This is a genomic window from Aliterella atlantica CENA595 (assembly GCF_000952155.1).
Lineage (GTDB): Bacteria > Cyanobacteriota > Cyanobacteriia > Cyanobacteriales > Chroococcidiopsidaceae > Aliterella > Aliterella atlantica.
Genome location: NZ_JYON01000001.1, coordinates 405,436 through 428,769 on the forward strand (window position 1 = coordinate 405,436; position 23,334 = coordinate 428,769).

General features: G+C 42.6%; 25 protein-coding genes and 1 tRNA gene. 9 read left to right on the forward strand and 17 right to left on the reverse strand.

Annotated features, from left to right (window positions below):
• Positions 1-68 precede the first annotated feature (68 nt).
• Positions 69-482 (reverse strand): YraN family protein, encoded by a 414-nt coding sequence (locus UH38_RS01905; protein ID WP_045052890.1) that lies wholly within the window; start codon positions 480-482, stop codon positions 69-71.
• A gap of 14 nt (positions 483-496) precedes the next feature.
• Between UH38_RS01905 and UH38_RS01910 the strand changes: the two genes are divergently transcribed.
• Positions 497-1,006: a pentapeptide repeat-containing protein gene (locus UH38_RS01910; protein ID WP_045052891.1), complete on the forward strand. Its 510-nt coding sequence runs from the start codon at positions 497-499 to the stop codon at positions 1,004-1,006.
• A gap of 149 nt (positions 1,007-1,155) precedes the next feature.
• On the opposite strand, the gene dnaG is transcribed toward UH38_RS01910, so the two are convergent.
• From dnaG to holA, 6 genes are all read right to left on the reverse strand, one after another.
• Positions 1,156-3,084 (reverse strand): DNA primase, encoded by a 1,929-nt coding sequence (gene dnaG, locus UH38_RS01915; RefSeq protein ID WP_045052892.1) that lies wholly within the window; start codon positions 3,082-3,084, stop codon positions 1,156-1,158.
• Positions 3,085-3,087: 3 nt separating this feature from the next.
• On the reverse strand, positions 3,088-3,684 hold the full coding sequence (ureG, locus tag UH38_RS01920; RefSeq protein WP_045052893.1) for an urease accessory protein UreG: 597 nt from the start codon (positions 3,682-3,684) through the stop codon (positions 3,088-3,090).
• A 77-nt stretch (positions 3,685-3,761) separates the two neighbouring features.
• On the reverse strand, positions 3,762-4,448 hold the full coding sequence (locus UH38_RS01925; RefSeq protein ID WP_045052894.1) for an urease accessory protein UreF: 687 nt from the start codon (positions 4,446-4,448) through the stop codon (positions 3,762-3,764).
• Positions 4,438-4,878 (reverse strand): urease accessory protein UreE, encoded by a 441-nt coding sequence (gene ureE, locus UH38_RS01930; RefSeq protein ID WP_045052895.1) that lies wholly within the window; start codon positions 4,876-4,878, stop codon positions 4,438-4,440. The genes UH38_RS01925 and ureE overlap by 11 nt, the downstream gene beginning before the upstream one ends.
• Positions 4,879-4,917: 39 nt before the next feature.
• On the reverse strand, positions 4,918-5,400 hold the full coding sequence (locus UH38_RS01935; RefSeq protein WP_082065279.1) for a DUF4168 domain-containing protein: 483 nt from the start codon (positions 5,398-5,400) through the stop codon (positions 4,918-4,920).
• A 104-nt stretch (positions 5,401-5,504) separates the two neighbouring features.
• On the reverse strand, positions 5,505-6,479 hold the full coding sequence (gene holA, locus UH38_RS01940) for a DNA polymerase III subunit delta (protein ID WP_045052897.1): 975 nt from the start codon (positions 6,477-6,479) through the stop codon (positions 5,505-5,507).
• 95 nt (positions 6,480-6,574) lie between these two features.
• Here holA and UH38_RS01945 point away from each other — a divergent pair, with 95 nt between their 5' ends.
• From UH38_RS01945 to UH38_RS01955, 3 genes are all read left to right on the forward strand, one after another.
• Positions 6,575-7,354, forward strand: a complete 780-nt coding sequence (locus UH38_RS01945; RefSeq protein WP_045052898.1) for a DUF1868 domain-containing protein — start codon at positions 6,575-6,577, stop codon at positions 7,352-7,354.
• Positions 7,355-7,368: 14 nt separating this feature from the next.
• On the forward strand, positions 7,369-7,959 hold the full coding sequence (locus tag UH38_RS01950; protein ID WP_045053050.1) for a cobalt-precorrin-8X methylmutase: 591 nt from the start codon (positions 7,369-7,371) through the stop codon (positions 7,957-7,959).
• Positions 7,960-8,080: 121 nt separating this feature from the next.
• Positions 8,081-9,337: a bifunctional cobalt-precorrin-7 (C(5))-methyltransferase/cobalt-precorrin-6B (C(15))-methyltransferase gene (locus UH38_RS01955; protein WP_045052899.1), complete on the forward strand. Its 1,257-nt coding sequence runs from the start codon at positions 8,081-8,083 to the stop codon at positions 9,335-9,337.
• On the opposite strand, the gene UH38_RS01960 is transcribed toward UH38_RS01955, so the two are convergent.
• On the reverse strand, positions 9,300-10,184 hold the full coding sequence (locus UH38_RS01960) for a CPBP family intramembrane glutamic endopeptidase (RefSeq protein WP_045053051.1): 885 nt from the start codon (positions 10,182-10,184) through the stop codon (positions 9,300-9,302). The genes UH38_RS01955 and UH38_RS01960 overlap by 38 nt on opposite strands.
• Positions 10,185-10,385: 201 nt before the next feature.
• Positions 10,386-10,802: an AbrB family transcriptional regulator gene (locus UH38_RS01965; RefSeq protein WP_144405601.1), complete on the reverse strand. Its 417-nt coding sequence runs from the start codon at positions 10,800-10,802 to the stop codon at positions 10,386-10,388.
• Between the two features lie 713 nt (positions 10,803-11,515).
• On the opposite strand from UH38_RS01965, the gene UH38_RS01970 reads away from it, so the two are divergent.
• Entirely contained in the window at positions 11,516-12,508 is a 993-nt protein-coding gene (locus UH38_RS01970) for a succinate dehydrogenase/fumarate reductase iron-sulfur subunit (protein ID WP_045052901.1), read from the forward strand.
• Between the two features lie 24 nt (positions 12,509-12,532).
• Here UH38_RS01970 and UH38_RS01975 read toward each other — a convergent pair whose 3' ends face one another.
• The 4 genes from UH38_RS01975 to psbX all read right to left on the reverse strand — a co-directional run bounded on the left by UH38_RS01975 (position 12,533) and on the right by psbX (position 15,141).
• Positions 12,533-13,057, reverse strand: a complete 525-nt coding sequence (locus tag UH38_RS01975) for a TolB family protein (protein ID WP_045052902.1) — start codon at positions 13,055-13,057, stop codon at positions 12,533-12,535.
• A 161-nt stretch (positions 13,058-13,218) separates the two neighbouring features.
• Positions 13,219-13,791 carry a TolB family protein gene (locus UH38_RS01980; protein WP_045052903.1) on the reverse strand — a complete coding sequence of 191 codons (573 nt, stop codon included), beginning with the start codon at positions 13,789-13,791 and terminating at the stop codon, positions 13,219-13,221.
• A 55-nt stretch (positions 13,792-13,846) separates the two neighbouring features.
• Positions 13,847-14,749, reverse strand: a complete 903-nt coding sequence (locus UH38_RS01985; protein WP_045052904.1) for a Ycf66 family protein — start codon at positions 14,747-14,749, stop codon at positions 13,847-13,849.
• Between the two features lie 272 nt (positions 14,750-15,021).
• Positions 15,022-15,141 (reverse strand): photosystem II reaction center X protein, encoded by a 120-nt coding sequence (psbX, locus tag UH38_RS01990; protein ID WP_045052905.1) that lies wholly within the window; start codon positions 15,139-15,141, stop codon positions 15,022-15,024.
• A 279-nt stretch (positions 15,142-15,420) separates the two neighbouring features.
• Here psbX and UH38_RS01995 point away from each other — a divergent pair, with 279 nt between their 5' ends.
• Positions 15,421-15,711 (forward strand): YggT family protein, encoded by a 291-nt coding sequence (locus UH38_RS01995; protein ID WP_045052906.1) that lies wholly within the window; start codon positions 15,421-15,423, stop codon positions 15,709-15,711.
• Positions 15,712-15,763: 52 nt separating this feature from the next.
• Here UH38_RS01995 and accC read toward each other — a convergent pair whose 3' ends face one another.
• Entirely contained in the window at positions 15,764-17,119 is a 1,356-nt protein-coding gene (gene accC, locus UH38_RS02000) for an acetyl-CoA carboxylase biotin carboxylase subunit (protein WP_045052907.1), read from the reverse strand.
• A 311-nt stretch (positions 17,120-17,430) separates the two neighbouring features.
• On the opposite strand from accC, the gene UH38_RS02005 reads away from it, so the two are divergent.
• Both UH38_RS02005 and UH38_RS02010 read left to right on the forward strand, forming a co-directional pair.
• Positions 17,431-17,513: transfer RNA gene (locus UH38_RS02005), tRNA-Leu, on the forward strand.
• A 125-nt stretch (positions 17,514-17,638) separates the two neighbouring features.
• Positions 17,639-18,247: a chorismate lyase gene (locus UH38_RS02010; RefSeq protein ID WP_045052908.1), complete on the forward strand. Its 609-nt coding sequence runs from the start codon at positions 17,639-17,641 to the stop codon at positions 18,245-18,247.
• 28 nt (positions 18,248-18,275) lie between these two features.
• Here the strand turns inward: UH38_RS02010 and UH38_RS02015 are convergent, their stop codons facing one another.
• A complete protein-coding gene (locus tag UH38_RS02015; protein WP_407640438.1) occupies positions 18,276-19,694 on the reverse strand; it encodes a M16 family metallopeptidase in 1,419 nt (472 codons plus the stop codon).
• A 69-nt stretch (positions 19,695-19,763) separates the two neighbouring features.
• On the reverse strand, positions 19,764-21,347 hold the full coding sequence (locus UH38_RS02020; protein ID WP_045052910.1) for an insulinase family protein: 1,584 nt from the start codon (positions 21,345-21,347) through the stop codon (positions 19,764-19,766).
• A 118-nt stretch (positions 21,348-21,465) separates the two neighbouring features.
• Here UH38_RS02020 and UH38_RS02025 point away from each other — a divergent pair, with 118 nt between their 5' ends.
• Positions 21,466-22,080 (forward strand): TetR/AcrR family transcriptional regulator, encoded by a 615-nt coding sequence (locus tag UH38_RS02025; protein ID WP_045052911.1) that lies wholly within the window; start codon positions 21,466-21,468, stop codon positions 22,078-22,080.
• A 95-nt stretch (positions 22,081-22,175) separates the two neighbouring features.
• On the opposite strand, the gene UH38_RS02030 is transcribed toward UH38_RS02025, so the two are convergent.
• On the reverse strand, positions 22,176-23,102 hold the full coding sequence (locus UH38_RS02030) for a hypothetical protein (protein WP_045052912.1): 927 nt from the start codon (positions 23,100-23,102) through the stop codon (positions 22,176-22,178).
• Positions 23,103-23,334 lie beyond the last annotated feature (232 nt).

Below are 23,334 nucleotides of genomic sequence, written 5' to 3' on the forward strand. Positions count from 1 at the left end.
TGTTGTTTGGTCATATTGTAGAGACGTAGCATTGCTACGTCTCTACGTTTACGCGCCCGTACAAAAAATTAAAATGCACCCGCAATATATTCATACAACGATAAATTATATTTGCAATCAAATGATGACTGCTGCACCTTACTAGGCAATTTCTGACAACAAACTAGCGCTACGTCAAAGCGACAAGGATATTCAGCAAAATTCTGATACGTAGCCAAAAAGCTTTGAGCAGTTTTCCAGAGTTTAGCTTGCTTTTGAGGAGTAATTGCTAATAACCCTCCCTCATCCCAACTTCCCGCACTACGGGTTTTGACTTCCACAAAAGCCAACGTCTCTAAATTACTCGCAATTATATCGATTTCTCCCCAGCGACAACGCCAGCGGCGATGCAAGATTTTCCAGCCGCTAGATTGTAACCATTGAGCAATGAAATCTTCTCCTAGAACACCTATATCGGGATAATGAGATGATGAACGTGCCATTGGCTGAAAATAAAATGAATATTCATAAGCTATACAAACGGATTTGCAAAAGTGCAGTTGCTTTACTCCTCTTGACTTTAGTAAGTTTGGCTAGTTGGGCGGTTTCCTCCCCAGCATTTGCTCTCGACTATAACAGAGAAAACTTAATCAACACTGATTTTTCCTCTCAGGTGTTGACTGATGCTAGTTTTACCAAAGCCAATCTACGCAACAGCAATCTTAGTCACAGCGATTTGACAGGTGTAAGCTTCTTTGCAGCAAATTTGGAGTCAGCAAATTTAGAAGGGGCAAATCTTACTAATGCTACTTTAGATGCGGCTCGAATTATCAACACTAACTTAACTAATGCTGTTTTAGTCGGTGCTTTTGCTGCTAATGCTAAGTTTGACGGCGCAACAATTGATGGCGCTGATTTTACCGATGTTTTGCTGCGTCAAGACGAGCAAGATAAACTCTGTAAAGTGGCTAAAGGTGTTAATCCAACTACAGGTAGAGATACCCGCGATACTTTATTATGCCCTTAATAACAGTGACCAGTTAGAGAGTTGTCAATTAGTAAAGTTAACCTTGAGTAGTTACTAAACTTGTTTTCTGAACGCAGATGCACGCAGATACACGCAGATAGAAGTCGATGCTTTAGGTAGGGTGCGTTTTCAAAACGCACCCTACTGCTTTATGACAACAAATCTGTTAAGCCGAATTGGCGCATCCGATCTAATTTTTGCAATTTTTTTTGTTCGGCGTAGAGCGACTGGTAGTAAAATTGCGATCGCTCAGGTTCATTGGTTGGATCGCAATTTTGCCACAACTCCAGAAATAGGCGATACTGTTTTTCACATAAAACCCTTTCTATACAAGCTGTAGCTGCTTGAATTACTTGAGTGGCGCGAAGCAAATCTTGCTGCGTCTTTTCATCTAAATGGAATAAGGGAGTAACTTGAGCTATTTCATTTTCCATCTGCAAACAGCGAGTTTGAATGCGGGAAATTAAACTCTGTTGTGTCTCTGTTATCGAAAAGTTTTCGGCTTTCTCATTAAGAATTTGCTGCCACAAAAATCGGTGGTGAGAAAAATTAAATTGCAAACCCCGCTCCTCTAAAGCGCTACAAACCGCTTGACGATGTTCTGGGTAGTGGAGGTAAATTTGCAATAATAGTGCCTCTGCTTGCTCCAACAGGCTGCGCTCCTTAGCTGGAGCTTCATCTTTAGATTGCTGCTTTTGAGTTTTGATCGGGATTGGTTTGCGCTGATGATAGGGAGCTATTTGCGCTAAAAGATTTTCTGCTCTTAGTGCTACAAGTCTTGCATCCCCTAAACTTAGGATTTCTGCACAGCGACTAACGTAGTAGTTTCGGGTATCGCTGTTATCAATTTTTTTAAGTAGTTTAACTAATTCTTGCGCTACTTGTTGAAATTGAGTAGCTTGTTTGAGATCGCGCCCTAGTGTAATTTGCTCGATTTGCCAATCAAGCCATAAAGGAGCAGATGCTAAAAGTTCTCTATACTGTTCGGCTGTATATGTATGCAAATATTCATCAGCATCTTTGCCATCTGGTAGATTGAGAATTCTTAGCTGTACTTCACCATGATAAGCAAGCTCGGCAATTTCGCCAATTGCTCGTATTGACGCTTGTTTGCCCGCAGCATCAGCATCAAAATTAAGGATAAGTTGCTTAGATTCGCTATAACGCAACAATTGTCTGACTTGTTCCAAACTTAAAGCCGTACCCAAAGAAGCAGCAACATTTGTAATACCCGCAGCGTGCAGTGCGATCGCATCAAAGTATCCTTCGACAACTACAGCACTGTCAAGCTGCGATATAGCCGTCTTCGCTTTATCTAAAGCAAATAAAGTTTTACCCTTACTAAAAAGCTCTGTTTCTGGCGAATTGAGATACTTGGGTTGCTCGTCGCCAAATGCTCTCCCACCAAAGCCGATAATTCGCCCTTGTAAATCGCTAATTGGGATTGTCAAGCGATCGCGAAAATAGTCATAATAGCCATCTCCAGATTGCCTTTGTTTTATCAATCCGGCTTGTTGTACCAATTGTACCGAGTAACGTTTTTGTTCTACTAAATAGCGATACAAAGTTTCCCAACTAGCAGGCGCATAACCCAAGCCAAATTGTCCAATAGTTTCATCACTCAGTCGCCGTTCTAATTTTAGGTAATTTGAAGCTTTTTCGCCTAACGGTTGATGCAAGGCGTGTTGGTAGAATTGATTGGCGATCGCTAATATCTCGTATAATTGCTCTCTTAGCGTCAATTGGCGCTGTAATTCTTGACGTTGTTCGGGTTCTAAAGTTTTGACACTAACTTGATAGCGCCTAGCCAAATCTAGTACAACCTCGCTAAAAGATTGCTTTCCCAACTCCATGAGAAACTTAATCGCATCTCCCCCAGCACCGCAGCCAAAGCAGTAATACATTTGCTTGACTTGACTTACACTAAAACTCGGTGTTTTCTCGTTATGGAAAGGACATAAACCTACATACCCTTTACCACCCTTACGCAAAACAACGTGTTCTGAAACAATATCGTAAATATCAGCGCGTTGCTTGACTTGCTCAACCGTATCGGAATGGAGGCGGGGAACTTGCATAATTTAGCAGATATGGCTTTGGACAAAATCAATTACAGTTGAAAGACCTACTTGAGTTTTGAGATTGGTAAAGACAAAAGGCTTATTACCGCGCATTTTCTTAGTATCGCGTTCCATCACACCCAAATCGGCTCCCACATAGGGCGCAAGATCGATCTTATTAATTACTAGCAAATCTGACTTAGTAATTCCAGGACCACCTTTACGGGGAATTTTATCGCCAGCAGCCACATCGATCGCATATATAGTTAAATCTACCAACTCAGGGCTAAAAGTTGCTGCCAAATTATCGCCACCACTTTCCACAAATACTAGATCCAAATTGGCAAAGCGTTGTTCTAACTGCTCAATCGCTACCAAATTAATCGAAGCATCTTCACGGATAGCAGTATGAGGACATCCACCCGTTTCTACACCCATAATGCGATCGCTATCTAACGCCTGACTTCGCACCAAATACTGAGCATCTTCTTGAGTATAAATATCATTTGTCACTACGGCAATATTATACTGGTGGCGCATTGCCTTACACAAAGCATCAACCAAAGCAGTCTTCCCAGAGCCAACTGGACCTGCTATACCTACTCTTAATGTACTCATATCTATTTATATCCCCGTTCTCTCTAGTAGACGTAGCAGTGCTACTTCTCTACTCTTCCCTGTCTCCCTATCCCTACTCAACTTCTAAATAATCGGCTGTATTGAGTCTCATGCATCATACTCGCCAGCGACAACCCCCAATTACAACTACTAAGTTCGTCATCTGCTAACCTGAGAATTTCCGCAGTTGCTAGTTCGATATTTGGTTGTAGATTTAGTAATAAATTTTGCCCTACTGTTTGCCCCAAAGGAATTAATTTTACGCCAACTGCAACCAAATTTGTCGCCCAACTATGCAAATATCCTAACAAGGCAGCAGTAAGATCGATTTGCCAATATCCTGCTGTAATGCCAAAAGCGATCGCCCAATTACAAGCATTTCCAGCTATCAGCGACGATACTATTGGTTCTATACCTGGTTCTATTTCTACAATTAGCTTAAGTAAACTCCGCCCCATTTGCCAGCTTGATAAGCGCAATTCCTCTGTTTCCCTCAAGGCAGATAACCAACTATTCCAATATTCTAAAGCTGCTGTATCGCCTATTTGAGTACACTTATAAGTTCTAAGGGCTACTGCTGCATCTACACGTACTGCACCACAACTTAATTCTTGTCCCAACCAGTGTTTTAAACTACTAGCATTGCTAATTGTACCTGTTTCTATCAGCGTCTCTAGCCCTTCAGAATAAGTATAAGCTCCCACTGGTAAAGCTGGACTAGCTAGCTGCAGCAGATATAAAATCTGACTGCTCTCAATGTTCATGACTGTAAGCGCCAGGTTGGGGTTGAAAAGGTAAAACTGCTTCTACAACTTCAACCCCCAGGTTTGCTAGCATTTTCTCCAAAACAGGATCGGGAGACAAACATAAATAGTCGCTACCAATTTCTACGGGTACGTGACGATTGCCTAAATGATAAGCTGCTTGTAGTAATTTAATTGGCGTTGCAGCTTTAACAACGATAACTGGTTCGGGTTTTGCCAAAACTCTAACAATTGCCTCTGTTGCATCGTCAGATTTTAGCAAATCGCCATCCTGCAACACCGTACCTCTAGATAAGCGCAAAAATACTACTTGCCCCTCTATTGTCTCAAAACGATGGCGGCTGCGATCGCGCTCGGTTGCCGTCAGTGCTAAAGTATAGCTGACTTCTACAGCCGGATTTGCAGGTAAGCGTTGGGTTAAAGTTAACAAATTAGATGCTTGCGCTTGTCACTATACTATTTTCCCAGATTACGAGCCACCAATGCGGCGTAATTCGCTATCAACCCGTTTTTTTACGGCTGGGTTGCTATTATAGTTGTTTTTGATAGCATTAAATTGTCCTACAGTCAAGTCGTTACTTTGAATTGTCTGTTTGGAAAACTTACAGAAATCGACGAATACATCGCGCACATTATCTGGTAACTTTGCCAAATTTCCTGGGCGATCGCAACCAACTTGCGGCACATTACCGCCTGTCATGCTGCTAATTTTTTGTTCGATGTTTCGGCGCTCAATTTCAATCGCAAACGCCGCACGCGCAAACTTAGCAAGATCCCCATCACTAAAATCTTGAGCGTAAGCAGCATTGCTAAAAGCTACGCGCCCAAAATGACCTGATAAATCGGGTGCAAGCCCTGATAATAAGCCTATAGATGATAGCGTGACAAGAAAAAGCGATCGTGACAACATCCGGTTTGGGTGAGATGCAAATAAATGGCAAAGTTTGAACATAATTTCAGTCTAAACAAACAGAACTACAACACGGATCGGTGTCATTTATGTTGAATTATTTTCTAGCGTAGAAGTTCCAACGATTCATTGTTATGCAAGCAAATTTACCTTTGTGAGAAAATTTGGCAAAGTTCGATAATTTTTGTCTGTAATACCGCCTTTTCTTCTCCTCCCTGCTTGAGACTAAGTTCTAGTGCCAATAATACAGGTAATGTAGAGGCTAGTTGCTGTACGCTCAGAGTTTGGACTTCTTGCTGCAAAAAATAAACTCGATTGGGATTGCTAATTTCCGCAGCTTGAGCAATTACTTTTTTATCGCGTTCGCCTGTATCTGTAGCAATTTTTACCCACAACCAAGTGCGAAATTGCCCAATTAACGTAGCGACAATCCGCAATGCTGGTTCGTTGCGATTGAGCAACTGAGCTATTAAAGTTAACGATTTTGCTATATTTCCACTAGCGATCGCTTTGACTAAATCTAAGCTAGTTTGAGAATTAGCTTCGATCAGCCGCGAGACAACATCTATATCTAAGGCTGCTTTGGTATCGCCTGCATAAAGCCGCAACTTTTCTAATTCGTTGTATAGTTGCCTTGTATTGTTGCCTACAGCTTCAGAAATCGCATTAACACTTGCTTGTGTCAGCTTTACTCCTACTTCCTGAGCTACTTTTTGCACTTGCTGGAAAAGTTTGCTGGTTTCCCAAGGTGGAATTAAAGCAAATTCGCGGATATCAGCGTATTTTTGCAATAATTTGGTAGACTTTAGCCTGCCATCAGCTTTATTAGTGCTAGTTAGCAACAATACCGAATTTTCTGGTAGTGCGGGGAAAGTACGTTCTAGTTCTACTAACAAATCTTCAGAACAGTTTTGTCCTAAATTAGTATCTGCTAACCAAACTAAGCGATCGCCACAACCAAAAGGCGGAGTCATTGCTTGATTCAAGCCTTCAACAGTGGCATCGGCTGGGTATTGAGTATAGTTAAAACTAGCCCAGTTAGGATCGATACGATTTCGCAACTGCTCTACAGCTTTAGCAATTGTAAATTCATCATCTCCCCAATAATAGTAAATTGGCATAGTAATACAAAATTAAGTAAATAAAAGCACTTTCACTCTTCTCGAATTAGCCAGAAGTTTCTTAAAATCTAGCAAGTAATGCGAGGCGATCGATCTTGGATGACAATTATCAGACTTACTTAAATCGGGTGGCAAAATCAGCTTTGCCAGAAACTTATAAATCGCAATTGCAGCATATCCAGGCATCTCCCAAATTTCAACCTTTGCCCGATGGCAGGAGAAAGGCGGTAGCTTTCCCAGGATATACAGTAATGACTCCACCAGCCGAGGAAGACGCGCAAAATACCGCTTTGTATCAAAGTCTGGAAAAATGCCAGCAGCAATTACTACAGTTTACAGATAATTTAATTGTACCTGTCCCGCCTAGTAGCTTTCATTTGACGCTGGCAGATTTAATCTGGGAAAACGCCTATCAGTACGCCCAAGAAAATACTGAAAAGTTTGAACTGCAATTGCACAGCGCGATCGCCAAAATCTTTGAGCAGTTTCCTCAAATTACCGACAATAACCCGATTCGCTGGCAAATACTAGGATTATTAATTATGCCTAGAGCTATAGGTGTTGCTTTAGTACCGCAAAATGAAATTGCTTACAATCGCATCTTACAGCTACGGCGGGCAATTTATCAAAGCCCCGAATTAACGGCGTTGGGAATGGAACAGCACTATCACTTTACAGCGCATATTACATTAGGATACTTTGGCGAAGTCACCCCAGAACTAGATCGCGATCGCCTCAGCACCACAATTGCCGAACTAAATTATCAATGCTTAGAAAATACGCCAGAACTCAGTATTTATCGAGCCGAGTTAAGGAAATTTGACGATATGACACGCTACTACCGCGAACAAAATTGGACGGTGTTAGAGTTTTGAATAGCGCTATTCCTATGCATCCAATTATGGAGCAAAGTTTTGCTGTAATTGACAGCGAAATTGGCACTCATAACTTCAACCCTTGCGAGTACGCAATTATTCGCCGGATAATTCACAGCACTGCTGACTTTGAATTTTTAGATTTAGTTAAATTTAGCCCAGAAGCGATCGCCTCTGGCATTGATGCTTTGCGCCGTCGCCTACCCATTGTTACTGACGTAAATATGGTTAAGCAAGGTATAGTTAGCTTAGTAGCGCAAACCTTCGATAATCAAATAATAAGCGCTGTAGATAGGGTAAAAAGTCCGCTTCCTGGCAAAACGCGCACCGAGACAGGATTAATTGAATGCTACCAGCAATATCCAGAAGCAATATATGCGATCGGTAATGCTCCTACGGCGCTTTTAGCCTTGTGCAAACAGTTAGAATTCTCTTCTATTAGCCCTGCATTAGTAATTGGCGCACCTGTGGGGTTTATTTCCGTTTTAGAGTCAAAAACAGCATTAGCAAATACCCCCGTCAATCAGATTCGTATCGAAGGGCGCAAAGGCGGTTCGCCAGTTGCAGCGGCAATTGTCAATGCATTAATTGTTTTGGCAATGTAGAGACGTTGCATTGCAATGTCTGTACGGGCGGCGATCGCCAAGGCATTAATTTTGGCATAGGAAAAAATCGGAAATGTAGAGACGTTGCACTGCAACGTCTGTACGGGAGGCAAGAAATTTCGTGAATCAAGCGCATATTGTCGGAATTGGATTAGATGGCGCTGCAGGATTAACAGATGCAGTACGCCAGATAATCGATCGCGCAACTATATTAATAGGCAGCAATCGCCATTTAAGCTATTTCCCCAATCATCCCGCCCAGAAAATCCTATTAGGCGACTTTACCCAAGCGAGCGATCTAATTCGCTCCTCAATTAATGAAAGTTATATTGTTGTTCTAGTCACAGGCGATCCCCTATTTTTTGGCTTAGGGCGGTTACTACTTGCCCAATTACCACCCGAACAACTAACTTTTCACCCGCATCTAAGTTCCGTACAGCTAGCTTTTAGCCGGATCAAAGTGCCTTGGCAAGATGCGCGTATAGTCAGCATTCACGGGCGTTCTAGCAATGAATTAATTCAAGCTTTGCAACAAGGTAATGAGAAAATTGCCGTACTAACCGACGGCGTAAATACACCAGGAGCGATCGCCAAATTATTTTTAGCTTTAGATTTGCCTAGTAGTTACCAATTCTGGGTTTGCGAAAATTTGGGCGGCAATGATGAGCGCGTACAATGTTGTGATGCCACAGAAATCCTCGATCGCACTTTTGCCCCCCTAAATGTAGTTGTTTTACTGCGCCAAGCAGAGTTACAGCCATTGGATGACAAAATACCGCAACTGGGGATAAGCGATCGCTTATTTCTCGGTTTTAGCGATCGCCCTGGCTTAATGACAAAGCGCGAAATCCGCTTGCTGATACTAGGAGAACTTGCCTTGCAGCCAGGGCAAGCAATTTGGGATATTGGCGCGGGTACAGGCTCAGTTTCTCTAGAAATTGCTCGTTTATGCCCTGATTCCCAAGTATATGCAATTGAAAAAACTGCTGCTGGCTTTGCCTTAATTACTCAAAATTGTCGCCGCTTTCAAGTAGAAAATGTTGTGCCAATCCAAGGTACTGCGCCCGATATTTTGGCTGACTTACCTGCGCCCGATCGCATTTTTATCGGCGGTAGCGGTGGTAATTTAAACCAAATTTTAACAACTTGCCAATGTCTAGCGCCTGGTGGCGTTATTGTTCTGGCGCTGGCTACTTTGGAACATTTAAATGCCGCGTTAGCGTGGTTCGATAAGGCAGGTACTTGGACTTATCAATTATTGCAAGTACAATTGTCTCGTTCTGTACCCGTTGCCAATTTAACTCGCTTTTCGCCGCTCAATCCCGTGACGATTTTGACAGCTAGCCGCGCCTTACCAACCACAAAATTGCTCCCGTAGCAGCTAAAAATATAATTCCCGCTATGCCAGCTAAAGGTTTGCCATACTTACCCGTTATCCATTCGGGAGCATTGCCAGTATAAGTTACAAGTCCGGCTGTATCTAAAGTTGCGATCGCCCACACCCAACCGCTATGCAATCCCCAAGCTAAACCTAAGCTGCCACTATTTATATATCTAGCTAAAACTAATACCATCCCCATCAACCACAAGCCTGCAAGCTGGGGTTTAGTCTCTGTTTGCTCCCAAATTAGATGTAGTAGAGCAAAAATTAAACTGCAAATTGCGGCTGATATTACCACTGAGTATTCTTGCTGTAATTGGGTAAAAACAAAGCCGCGAAATATTAATTCTTCTATGCCACTAATCCAAATTGCTAATGGCAAAATAGGTAAGGAAACTGATATGATTTGTTGCTTGGGGATTTGCTGCCACTTTACCCAACCTAAGACAGTTTGCCCGCCAAATAATATAGCTAAACCAACTACACCGATCCCAAAACCTACGCCCAAAAACTGTAAAGTTGACCAATTTACGATCGCACCGTAATCAGCAAAAGAGTAGCCAATTACACGATTTGCTCCCCATAAAACTAGGGGAGCAATCAGATAAAGCGATGCTAGTAATGGTAGTTTTTGCTCTGTTGTTATCGGGTTAAATGGCTGCCAACTAGCAGCGAGTACCTTTATTTTTTGTAAAATAATTGTACTTGCGATCGCCAACGGCAACCATAAACTAACCCAAGCCGCGAAAAAGCCTATTACCCTTATCGCTGCTACAGGTAATTCGCTGCCAAACGATAGCAAAAAAAGTTTTGCTACGGGCAAATTTGACACTATACTAGCCATGAAAATGCCATATTTTTTGAGCAGAGATTGATAAAAGCTCAAGTATGAGGCAGTCAAGATTTAACTATTTAGCTAGATAAACTTGAAAGCTGCAACATATTTCTCTTTTGCTTCCATCGGTCGCTGCACTATTTTTGACTTTTGGTACGCGACTTTAGTATAATTCCCTGCCTAATCGATCGCACTTCGACTTATCGGGATTTAGTCTTTATCCTTACCATTATCGTCATCGTCATCGCTATCATCTTTGTCACTGTCAATCTGAATTAAGTGAATATGCTTGTAACCCAGCTTGATTTCAAACTGATCTCCGCTCTTTAAACCCATTTGCTGGGTGTATGTTGCGCCGATAACAATCTGATAGTTTTTGTGAACGCTAACTCTGTTAGTTGGTTCGCGTCCGCGACCATCTTTTTGCTTTTCAGGACTAAGAGGAATTCCCCTCGCTGCTAGCAATGCATCGTAAAAATCAGTAAGATTAACGCGAGTCTGATTATTTTTAGTTACAGTGTAATATCCACAACGTTTTGCTCTTTCTCTTCGTGGTAAGTCCGAAAGTTCTTTAACCTTTTGCAGTAGTGCTTTACCTGTTAGTGGTGCAGTTTCAGTAGTCATCACACTCTAAGTATCCTTACAATTTCCAATCTGGCAAACAGCGGTTCATGCTATTTTATTGACTTAATAAAAAATATAGCCTCAAATCTCTGCTTTTCAACATTTATTATACTTATTTCTATTTTATTTCGCTGCTAATAAAGTTATAAAAGTAATTTTGTCACTTTAAAAGCTTACCTCAATAAAGTCTCGCTTCAACAATGTATAACTTTTATCGTTAATTTTGACCTACTGTTCTTAATTTCTCCGCAACGATAAGTATAAATGTAAAGAGCGATCGCTTTCTATTTTGGGGTTATCTAGCCGTACTTTGAAGAACGATAAGGTAGCTTGGGATGTTTAAGTATCTTTGCACAGTGGCGATAAATGCGATCGGTTAACATCAGCCTCAAGATATATCTCTACCTAGCAAGCTATTAGATATTAATTATTGTGACAGGAATGGTCTGGCAATAAAACCAATACAACTAAGAGCAAACATATACTTTGACGCTATCTTTTATTAAATGCTTGTAAAACCCCACCCTTATCCGAATAGCTGAATGGTTACTCATAAGATTTAACAGTAAAGTATTCAAGTTATAAGTAATGGCACTTTGAGGCTGGAAGGAGTGCGTAAACTCAAAAAACGGTTATTTTAAGAATAGTGCGTATTATATAGGCAAGCAGGATTTACAGTCATAAATAGATAAACTTACCAAACTTCTTGACTAAAAATGCAAGTTATTTTTAAAGTTATCAGGCAAAACCCTAACTCTTCCCCTCAAGTTCAGAGCTATCAGTTAGAAGTAGAAGCTGGTAGTACAATATTGGACTGCTTAAACCAGATTAAGTGGGAACAAGATGGCACGTTAGCATTTCGGAAGAATTGTCGCAATACTATTTGTGGTAGCTGTGCAATGAGAATTAACGGTCGTGCTGCTTTAGCTTGCAAAGAAAATATTGGCAGCGAACTAAAGCAAATATATGGCGAAGATTGCTGCAACAGTAGTATTACTCCAGAAATTACTATTGCCCCAATGGGTAATATGCCTGTAATTAAAGATTTAGTAGTAGATATGAGTAGCTTCTGGAATCATTTAGAGGCAGTAGAACCATATATTAGTACGGGCGCAAGAATTATTCCTGAAAGAGAATTTTTGCAGACACCTGAAGAAAGAGCAAAGCTAGATCGCACTGGCAATTGCATTATGTGTGGTGCTTGTTATTCAGACTGCAATGGTAGAGAAGTTAATTTAGGCTTTGTTGGTCCTCACGCGCTAGCCAAAGCCTCCCGCATGGTGGCAGATTCCCGCGACGATACTCAAGATCGCCGTTTGGAAGCGTATAACAAGGGTACGCAAGGAGTTTGGGGCTGTACTCGTTGTTTTAACTGCAACGCTGTATGTCCGATGGAAGTAGCGCCTTTAGATCGGATTACAGAAATTAAACAAGAAATATTAGCTAATGAAGATGTACCGAATAGCCGCCAAATTCGCCATCGTCAAGTATTGGTAGAGTTAGTCAAACAAGGGGGTTGGATTGACGAACGTGCTTTTGGTTTGCAAGTAGTAGGCGATTATTTCCGCGATATCAAAGGCTTGTTAAGCATCGCACCCTTGGGTTTAAGAATGCTAATTAAAGGTAAGTTTCCCCTGACGTTTGAAGCATCAGAAGGAACAGAGGAAGTGCGATCGCTAATTGAATCAGTACAAGCAGAGACGAGGTAGACAAGGGGGACCACAGGGGGATCTCTAGCGTGGTTCTTGGGGTATATTTAGGCGATCGCCTGAACGGTTGTAGACTAAAATATCCCATTGACCGTTAGCACTTGATTCAAAAGCAATGGTGTTACCATCGGCGCTAATTGTGGGGTTGCGAACTTGGGCTTGCAGATTGGCGCTAAGATTTCTAGATTGACGGTTTTCGCGGTCGTAAAGAAAAATGCCCGTACGTCCTTGACGGCTAGCTGTAAATACAATGTAGCGCCCGTTGTCAGAAATATCGGGGTTGGATGCGATCGCATCAAATTGATTGAGTCCAGGTAAATCGACGATACTGCGCGTTGCTGTATCAAATAAATATATGTTCTGACGGTTAAAGCGATCGCTCGTAAATACTACATATCTACCAGCAATTTGCGGAGTCAAATCGCTAGCAGCACTATTAAGACTTCTTCCACCTGGATCGAAAGGATAGCTCAACAGCCTGGGATAGTTAGCACAGCTAGTCAACAAACTAGCCAAAGCGATCGTCAAGCCAAAATTTAAACCATTCATATCCGCCTTGTCCCCATCCTCCTCAATAGTTACCAGTGAAACTTTTTGTTGTATATCATTTGGGAGCTGTGAATCCCCCACCTTTTAGGTGGCGCTATTCTACATGGAGTCAAATCTGCATTTGAAAACTGGTCACTGGTCACTGGTTACTGGTCACTGATTTAAGGAGATACCGTCGATGACGATCCTGGTACGGGAGAATCAGGTAAATCCAATTCAACATTAGGTCCTCGGTCTAATACTTCAATATCCCACTGACCGCGACTGCTGCTTTCAAAAACGACAAACCGACCGTCAGGGCTAATGCTAGGGTTGCGTACCCAACCTTGATACCACTGGTTGAGAATTTGCGGCTGCCGCGTCACGCGATCGTACAATACCAACATTAGTCTACCTTGTTCGCTAGTTAGGTAAACGATATAACGTCCCGTGTAGCTAATACTCGGATTTTCTGTAATTGCATCGCGGCGATTTAACCGAGGTAAGGAAATTAATTGCTGCAACTGCAGGTCATATAACAAAATATTGCGATCGCCGCCCCGATTGGAGACGAAAGCTAAATACCGACCGTTACCGCTCAGGGCTGGTTGTTCGTCAGTGTAGCGACTATTAAGAGATGATGGACCGCTAAAAGGATCGCTTGGACTGCAAGCAACAGCCAAACCAATTAAACCCAAACTAAAACTCCAACGCAGACAACGTTGGAGTAAAAATAGAGATGAAAAATTTTTCACAGTTTTGTCTGCTTCCCATCGCTACTTTAGCAGCGATCGCTCCCGTCAATATTGCTTAATACTCATCAAAATTTGTGGAGTTGTCTGGTTCGGGATCGTTAGAGGGATCTACAGGTTTGTAATCTACATAATCTGTAGGGATAGCATCATCATCTCGTTGACGCGAAGATCTCCGATTTGGTTGTTCTTGAGCAGAACGGCGCTTGCGGGGTCTGGGCGTGACATCTGTATCGCTTTGCGAACTTGGTGGAGTATTGTTGCTACGAGACGATCTTCTTGGCGAAGATGTATTCCATTCATCTTCAGGATTTTTGGGTGAATCCCATTCATCTTGGTAGCGAGTCTCTACCTTTGTCTGGGGCGAGCGACGCTTGCGCGGTTTGTCTGCTTGTCCTAGCCTATCTGTATTAGTACGATTACTAGAACGCCGAGGTTGTTCGTCATCGTAGCTATCGCTGCGACGGCGAGGGCGAGGATTTTCATCTTCGTAGTTATCGAGGCTGTTGGGGCGCGAATCGCGGCTACCTGGAATGCGGGGGCGAACTGGGCGATCGTAATCAAATTCTAGTTCGTCTAACTCTGCTACTTGTTCGTAGTAATTGCTGACTGGGCGATCTTCATCGACAATCCGTGTATTGCGCTTGGCTTGTTCTGTTGCTATACCCCGCAATCTGACACTTTCCACCGCAAAAAATACTGTAGAACCAACCAATAGCACTTGCCCAAATTGCAAAATTGGGTCTAACCGCCAGCCTTGAGAGATGAGAATAATGCCGCAGACTAAACCTATAGCTGCAAAAAAGATGTCATGATCGCGCGATAGTTCGGGACGCACCGATCGCAAAAAGTACAACGCCGCCCCAGCCACAGCTAACAAAATACCTAGTAGGGTATGCGTTCCACCCCCAAAATTTACCTGGGCGAGAATACTCGCTGAGTTCAGCCCAAAATTTATCATTACCGTTTACCCAATATCAAATCTATGTTAACTATTCGCTATGAAAATCTCTAGTCTAACTATACGTCTGCGGTCAATGTCTGGAAATTTTTACCCTAACAAAGTGCTGTGGATACCAAATACGTTTTTTATATTTAGCACTTTATCAAGTAAAAAGCCTCGGTTTATTAGCCCAAATAGTTTATGGCTTGCCGAGGACATACGTAGCGCGATCGCTATTTAAGCATATTATAGTCGGGGCAAACAGGTGTTGCCCCCTGATACCAACAGTCTTAAGAACGTTGAATTTTATCTTTTTGGCTAATAAAAATCAGACCAACTGTTGCGGGAATAACAACGATTAGCGTACCTGCAAGCAAGCTATAAAAGAAGTTCATTAAAGAAGGAGTCATTGACTGGCAACCTTTGTTTACACTCTGCACTTTAATTTTAATGCTCTGTTACACGCTTGCAAAGTCGTTTCTCATTTTTGCTAGTCCAATCCCACTACATTTATAAAGGCGTGACAAAGATTCATTGCTACTTGCGCTTGTCCCAGCACGTTACGCACTACACAGAGTAAGTTAAAATAATATGTATGTTTATTGACAAATTTTAAGATTGCTGAGATTGCAGTCCTGCCGCAGAAGGCAAGCACGATCTCTTCTTGTTACCTAAATTAGTTACAAATTATGAGCGCTCTTACTATAACTGACTGGGTTTTAGGCTTATTTTTGGGTTTGATGACTCTGTTATTTATTTTCCGCATTGTTCTTACCTGGTATCCGCAAGTAGACCTCAATCGCCTGCCATTTAACTTGGCAGCTTGGCCAACTGAACCCTTTTTAGTGCCATTACGCAAGTTAGTACCACCCATCGGCGGTGTTGACATTACTCCGGTTATCTGGGTCGGTATTTTCAGCTTGATTAGAGAACTGTTATTAGGTCAGCAAGGATTATTAAGAATGGCGGCTCATTTGTAATTCGTAATTCGTAATTCGTAATTAAGAAAATGGCGGCTCACTTGCAGTAGGGTCACTGTTTGGGAGGTAGCATAACTTTTTCCACAAAATCGGTGTAAACTTCACCACGCAGAAATTCTGGCGTTTCCAAAATCTTTTGGTGGAAGCCGATTGTAGTTGGTACGCCAGTAAGGGCAAACTCACGTAACGCCCGCTTCATCCGCTTAATGGCACTAGGGCGATCGCTTCCCCAGACAATTAACTTACCAATGAGAGAATCATAATAAGGCGGGATTTGGTAATCGGTATAGATATGAGAATCTATCCGCACTCCAGGACCTCCAGGAGGCAAATAGCCGCTAATTCGCCCTGGTGCGGGACGAAAATCGCGATCGGGATCTTCGGCATTAATCCGACATTCGATTGCGTGACCCCGCAAATTTACTCGATCTTGGGTTAATTGCAGTTTTTCGCCTTGAGCGACTCTAATTTGTTCGGCGACTAAATCGAACCCTGTAATCATTTCCGTTACTGGATGTTCGACTTGAATGCGAGTATTCATTTCCATAAAATAAAACTCGCCATTTTGAGATAGCAGAAATTCTACTGTACCTGCTCCAGTGTAGTTAATTGACTTGGCAGCTAAAATCGCCGCTTCACCCATTTTTGCCCGTAGCTCCGCGCTTAATGCAGGGCTGGGGGCTTCTTCTAGCAACTTTTGGTGGCGGCGCTGAATCGAACAATCGCGCTCTCCTAAGTGGATAACATTGCCATGACTATCGGCAATAATTTGAAACTCTATATGGCGGGGACGTTCGATAAATTTTTCTATATATAGCCCAGGATTGCCAAAAGCAGCTTCCGCTTCGCCTCTAGCAGCCAAAAATAGCTTTACAAGGTCGTTCCCATCTCGTACCAACCGCATTCCACGTCCGCCACCGCCAGCAGTAGCTTTAATCATTACAGGATAGCCAATTTCATCGGCAAGTTCTTGAGCTTCTTGTTCGTCTTGCAACAAGCCGTCGCTACCAGGAACAGTAGGTACGCCAGCAGCAATCATCGTCTCTTTGGCGGTAGACTTATCGCCCATAGCGCGGATAGATTCAGGCGTTGGTCCGATGAAAGCTATTTTGTGATCGGCACAAATTTCTGCAAATCTAGCATTTTCTGCCAAAAAACCATAGCCAGGATGAATCGCAGTAGCATTGCGAGTTAAAGCCGCAGCAATGATCCCTGGAATATTGAGATAACTTTTGCTACTGGGAGCTTCGCCGATGCAAACAGCCTCATCAGCAAGTTGAACGTGTAAAGCGTCGCGGTCAACTGTAGAATGCACTGCAACGGTAGCAATGCCCATTTCTTCACAGGCGCGAAGAATGCGTAAAGCAATTTCTCCACGATTGGCAATCAATATTTTATCGAACTGCATCTTCTAGCTTTGATTCGGATCAGTTAGATTGACATCCTGCAAAAACTAACTGTAACAAGTATCTTAGAGTAGTTTTGAGTTTTTAGGTTTAAGTTTTGAGTGGAAGATCTTTTGTCTTAGAGGCTGGGGTTTTGGTAGGTGCGATCGCCCTAGTGGATCGGGATAACATAACTACGTTAGTAAATCGAGTGTTTGGAATATAAATAGCAGAGGAAGGAAAATTAGTAGTTTACAACCTACAACTCAATAATCCTACTAACTCAAAACTCAAAACTATTGAAAAAAGGTGCTACAGTATTTATACAAAATATGCGGATGTGGCGGAATTGGTATACGCGCACGCTTGAGGTGCGTGTGGGCACTGCCCTTGCGAGTTCGAGTCTCGCCTTCCGCACTGTTATACCTATATAACTATTTAAGTCCTGAGTAAGTATATATTCAGGACTTTGGCTTAATAGGTAAGTAAATTTCCCCAGAATTGTTATGATTTAAGATAGGTAATTAAGTTTTGTAAATAAATTGACTGTAACTAGCACTGCAAATAGCCGAGCGTTGCCAACAACTTGGCACTGCCTAGAATCACTTTGGCAGGGAGATGAAGCGATCGTGCAACAAGGCTTACCACACACTCAGCTAGCACCTGCTTGGCAGCTATTACTACTAGGAGATGGTTCGCCCACACGACACTTGCAATTACTGACAGGAGAACTTACAGAAGTAGATGTAATTGATATGTCAAATATTGGCATGGACTTAGACAGTGCGCCCGACTTAATTCAAGCCGTACCAGGACCAAGATTGAGGCGGCAAGTATGGCTGCGTACTCCTTCTGGTCAGAGATTAGCTTATGCTACTTCGTGGTGGGAGGCAAGTCACGTAGATGAGTATTTACAGAATCGTTCCTTACCAATTTGGGCTAGTTTGACTCGCTTGCGTACCGAGTTGTATAGAGACGTGCAGGGAATCTATTACGGCAACAGTGCAACCTTAGAAGTAGCTTTTGGGCAAAAAGGACCATTCTGGGGGCGACATTACCTATTTTGGCATCACGGGCAGCCCTTAACGTTAATTTACGAGGTATTTTCTCCTTATTTAACTAAGTATTTAGGTTCCATGCACCCCCTGTAGTCCCCCTTGTCCCTTTTGTAATTACGAATTATTTCATCCCTACAGGAGTAGGAATAGCAATATCTACAGGCGTTACTTGCGTGGAAAGTGCAGTTAAGGGTGGATTAATCGCACCTGCATTCCCTACAACCATAGTTACAAGCTGTTCTGGTTTGAGATAAGTTTTAGCTACCCGTTGCACGTCAGCGGCGGTAGTTGCTTCGACACCACGTTGGTAGCGAAAAATAAAATCTGCTGGATATCCGTAGTATTCGTAACGCATTAGCCTCGACAAAGTTTGAGTGGGATCGGCAAAATTAAATACAAACGAATTTAGTACTGAATCTTTCGCAAAACTAAGTTCAGCAAGCGTTACAGGTTCAGCTTGGAGACGTTCAATTTCAGTTCGCACAGCCTGAATAAAAGGCACAGTAGCATCAGAGCGAGTTTGTCCGCCAGCCAGGAAAATACCAGGATAATCGTACTTAGCACTCCAAAGCCCGTAGACAGTATAAGCAAGACCTTGACGCGATCGCACAGAATTAAACAACCGCCCGCCAAAACCATTTAATACGCCACTCAATACATCTAGCGCCGCATAATCAGGACTATCAAACTTGCCCCCCAGATGACCAATTTGCACATAGCTTTGAGTAAGTTGGGGAAGACTTGCGACAAAAACTCCACCTTGTTTCGCCTGAGACACAGCAGGTAAAGAAGGTTTAGCAAGATTGGGATTTGGTTGCCAATCGCCCAAATGTTTTTCAATTAGCGATCGCATCTCCTTCGCTTCAAAATCGCCCACAATCCCCAAAATTATATTATTGGGGTAAAAATACTGCTGATAAAAACCAACAACATCATCGCGGGAGATATTATCTAAAGTCGCATACTCCACAGTACGAGCATAAGGACTATCACCGCCATAAATCAGCTTTTGAAACTCCCGTTCGGCAACACTTTCAGGATCGTCATTCCGACGGGCAATACCGCCCCTTATTTGAGTTTTAGCTAGTTCTAGCTGTTGGGGATCGAAACGAGGCGATCGCAGCACCTCACTAAACAACTCAAACACAGCAGACAAATCTTCACTCAGGGCATTAAAACTAGCACTACCAGAAGTAGTATTAATCCCCGTCTCCACAGTAGCCGCCCGTTGTTCTAACAACTGATTCAACTTTTGCGAGGGATGCTTAGTAGTACCACCACTACGCATCACCGTACCAGTCAACCCAGCCAAACCAATCTTATCAGCAGGTTCCAAGCGATCGCCAGTACGCACCAGCGCCGTACCACCCACCAAAGGCAACTCCCGATCCTCCAGCAAATAAACCACCAAACCATTCTTCATCACAAACCGCTCGTACTTAGGCAGTTTCACCTCTGGCAAAGGCGCAAACTCCAACTGCGTATAATGCTTCGCCGTAGCAGCCATAGCAGGCAAACCCACCCACAAAGCTACCAACATCGCCACAACAACAACTACCCACCTAAATCTCTTCACTCTCATTTCTTCCTCTGCGGTTCGTTAACTCTTCTAACTCTCTTTAGGCAACAAACGCCCAACAGTCCGATTTTCCGGCACAAAAGTAGCCTGAGCCACCCGTTGCACATCAGCCGCCGTCACCGCCCTAAGCGCCTCCAACTGCTCAAACAAATTGCGCCAAGAGCCAGTTTTTACTTCATATTCCAACAACAACTGAGCCATCCCCGCGTTAGAATCAAGCGATCGCAAAACACCCGCCCGCGCCTGAGTCTTCACCCGATCCAACTCCACAGCCGAAACAGGCTCAGTTTTCAGCCTCTCAATCTCCTTTCTCAACCCCGCCGCTACCTCATCAACAGTTCGATTAGGAGCAGTCAAAGCATAAAAAAGCATCAAATTGGGATACTTATCGCCAGGAAAACCGCTAAAACCTTGAGCAGCTAAAGCAATACGCTGTTGTTCTACCAAAGACTTATACAGCCTTGAAGTACGCCCATTACTGAGCAGACTACCAATAATTTCATAAACAACATGGTCTGGATGCATAATCGCAGGGCGATGATACGCTTCCAAATACCAAGGTTGAGAAGGAAAGCGCACTTCAACTTCTCTAGTTTCCTTTTGAGTGGGTTCTACAGCTTTTAACTTAGGCGGTGCAGGTTTTGCTTGAAAGCGTCCAAAATAAGTTTGAGCTAATTCCTTTACCTGCTTGGGGTTAACATCGCCGACAATAGCGATCGTTAGATTGCGCGGAACGTAATAAGTATCAAAAAACTGCTGTACATCTTCCCGCGTCAGATTGCGGATGTCTTGTTCGTAGCCAATTGTCGGGCGCTTATAAGGATGGACGTTGTAAGCCTTATCTAGTAAAGCCTCAATCGTCGTACCTATGGGCGAATTATCAACCCGCAACCGCCGTTCTTCTAAAATTACGTCTTTTTCCTTATAAAACTCCCGAAACACTGGCTCCAAAAATCGCTCTGATTCCAGCGACATCCACAGTTCTAACTTATTGGCTGGGAAGCTATAAAAATAGCGTGTGGCTTCTACAGACGTAGTAGCATTTAAGCCTACACCGCCTGACTGTTGGACAATTTGCCCTAGCTCATTTTGCTTGACTAATTTGAGGGCTTCAGCTTGAACTTTGTCGAACTCTGCTTGTAATTTAATTAGTTCTACTGGCTTTTTAGCGGTTTTAGCGGCTTGAATTTGCTCTGCTAAAGTATCTAGGCGATCTAGCAGTGGCTTTTCCGCAGCGTAGTTTACCGTACCAATACGCTTAGTTCCCTTAAACGCCAAATGCTCCAAAAAGTGAGCTACACCTGTTTTGCCATCAGGTTCATTTGCCCCACCCACATCGGCATAAGTGAGAAAAGAGACAACAGGCGCTTGATGGCGTTCCAAAATAATAAATTTCATGCCATTATCTAGACGGAACTCAGTTAAGCGATCGCTCACGCTATCTAAATATGGTGCAATTGATTTATCAGTAGCAGGTGCTTGGGTACGGGCGAAAGCCGCTGTGGGGAACAATTCCCAGCCAAACAGCATGACTACCAGCAAAGTAATTAAAAACCGATACCATGTATGAGGAATAGGTAAAAGCGATCGCAAACGATTAATCGGCTGGCTCATAATAGGAGGAAGTCAAAGTAAATCCGTTAATAATGTATTAAACTTTCAAGTTGTTATAGCTCAGTATTAGACAATAAGCCTACAAGCGGTACTGCGGTCATCCAAACATAAATTATATATGCAAGTTTTTCACCGTCCTTCTCAATCAGAAGATTCTTCCCGCACTCGCATCTTGAAAGCAGCGCAAAAATTGTTTGCTTCTCAAGGATTTGATGGCACTACTACCCGCGATTTGGCACAAGCTGCGGGTGTAGCTGAAGGCACGCTTTTTCGTCATTTCGCCAACAAAAAAGCAATTTTAATTGAAGTAGCAACTCAAGGCTGGGTAGAAATTTTGACAGACTTGCTGACAGAATTAAGCGAAATGGGTAGCTATAAGGCTGTAGCACAAGTAATGAAGCGAAGAATGTGGAATTTCCGTAAAAACGCCGATTTAATGCGAGTTTGCTTTATGGAAGCTCAATTTCACCCTGATTTACGCGATCGCATTCAGTCAGAAGTAATTGGCAAAATGACTGATGTAGCGGAAGCTTTCTTTCAAACTGCAATGGATCGAGGTATCTACCGTAAAACGAATCCAAAAATTGTCGCGCAAGTATTTTTAGGGATGTTTGCTGTAGCAGGCTTTAGCCATAATACATTGATGGAACCCGATGCATCCCCTCAAGCGATGCAAGAAATGGCAGAAGGATTAGCTGATATTTTCCTAAATGGCGTGTTGGCTAAAACTTAGATAGGGGCATGAGGGACAACAGTTTTGGCTTTCGTGCCTTTGAGCGCATCAACGATGTACCATATTAACTCTCGACGCGAAATAAGAACAAATTACTACTTTTTGCTTGCATGAGAACGATGTTTGCGATAGAAATCTCTAATCTCTTGCTCGCTCAACTTTTTGTCATTCTTTATACTATGAATTAAACTATATCCTCTAGATAAGAGATTTTCAGGCGTATCTGCTAGTCCAGCATATTTAACTGCAAAAGGTTGATTTTGCTCAACTAACCCATAAAGTTGCATATTTGTAGCTTTAACGTACATTCCCATCATTGAATCTTCGCCAACAGGTGTATATAACCAAAGCAGAGGATCTTCTAAGTAGCCATTGGTAGCCATGTGAGAGATCAGTTTGCTAGAAACTGCATATGCACCTCCTTGGCAGTGTTCGCCTGGTTCATAGCCATTTTTCAATGCTGAGTTGATATGTCTGCGAATTATCGCCGATTTTCCCCAAAAGCCCAAGTGAAAATAAATTTTTCTGCCAACTCTAAAGATGCTCATGGGCGAGGACAAGTGCCTAAAATACTTTGCCCAATCTGAAAAATCTCTAAGATCGCCGTTGCAAGTTTGCTTATACGAACCGAGAATACCAACATTTGGCATCGCAGCAAAAGCACGATTAATTTTTTCTGCAAATGGAGCAATGACTAATGCATCTGTGTCCAACTTTAAGGTAAAACTTGTATCCGTATGTTTGTTAATCCACTGCAAGGCTGACAAGGTAGCAGTATTTAATCCGCCTGTATGCCCAATGCCTTTTCCCTGACGTGGATTGATGATACTTACAGCTTTACAAGTATCTGGGAAACGAAAATATTTGGTCAATTGACGATCTTGCGTGCTATCGTCAATAAAAACCAACCAGGGAGTATATGGTTCATAAGTCCATAAGCTATCTAACAGGTCGGCAGTACGCTCAATTTCTTGTTGACTGGGACCTACTGCCAAATATACAGCAAAGTTAATCATATTCATGTTGATAATTTCTGCTCAATCTCGCTGTTGAGGAAAATTTATGAATTTGTATTTTTAATAATTAAATCTTAGATTGATATATCTGTAAAATTGTAATCTCAAATACGGTGATGTTGCAATAGACAAGCAAGCTGTTAGGGTAAAGAGTTTATCTCCTCTCAAATCAGTTTAAAAGATTAATTAATCTAGGGCTAAAATTCAATTTTTTAACTGTTTCCTCTCCAATTGGCAA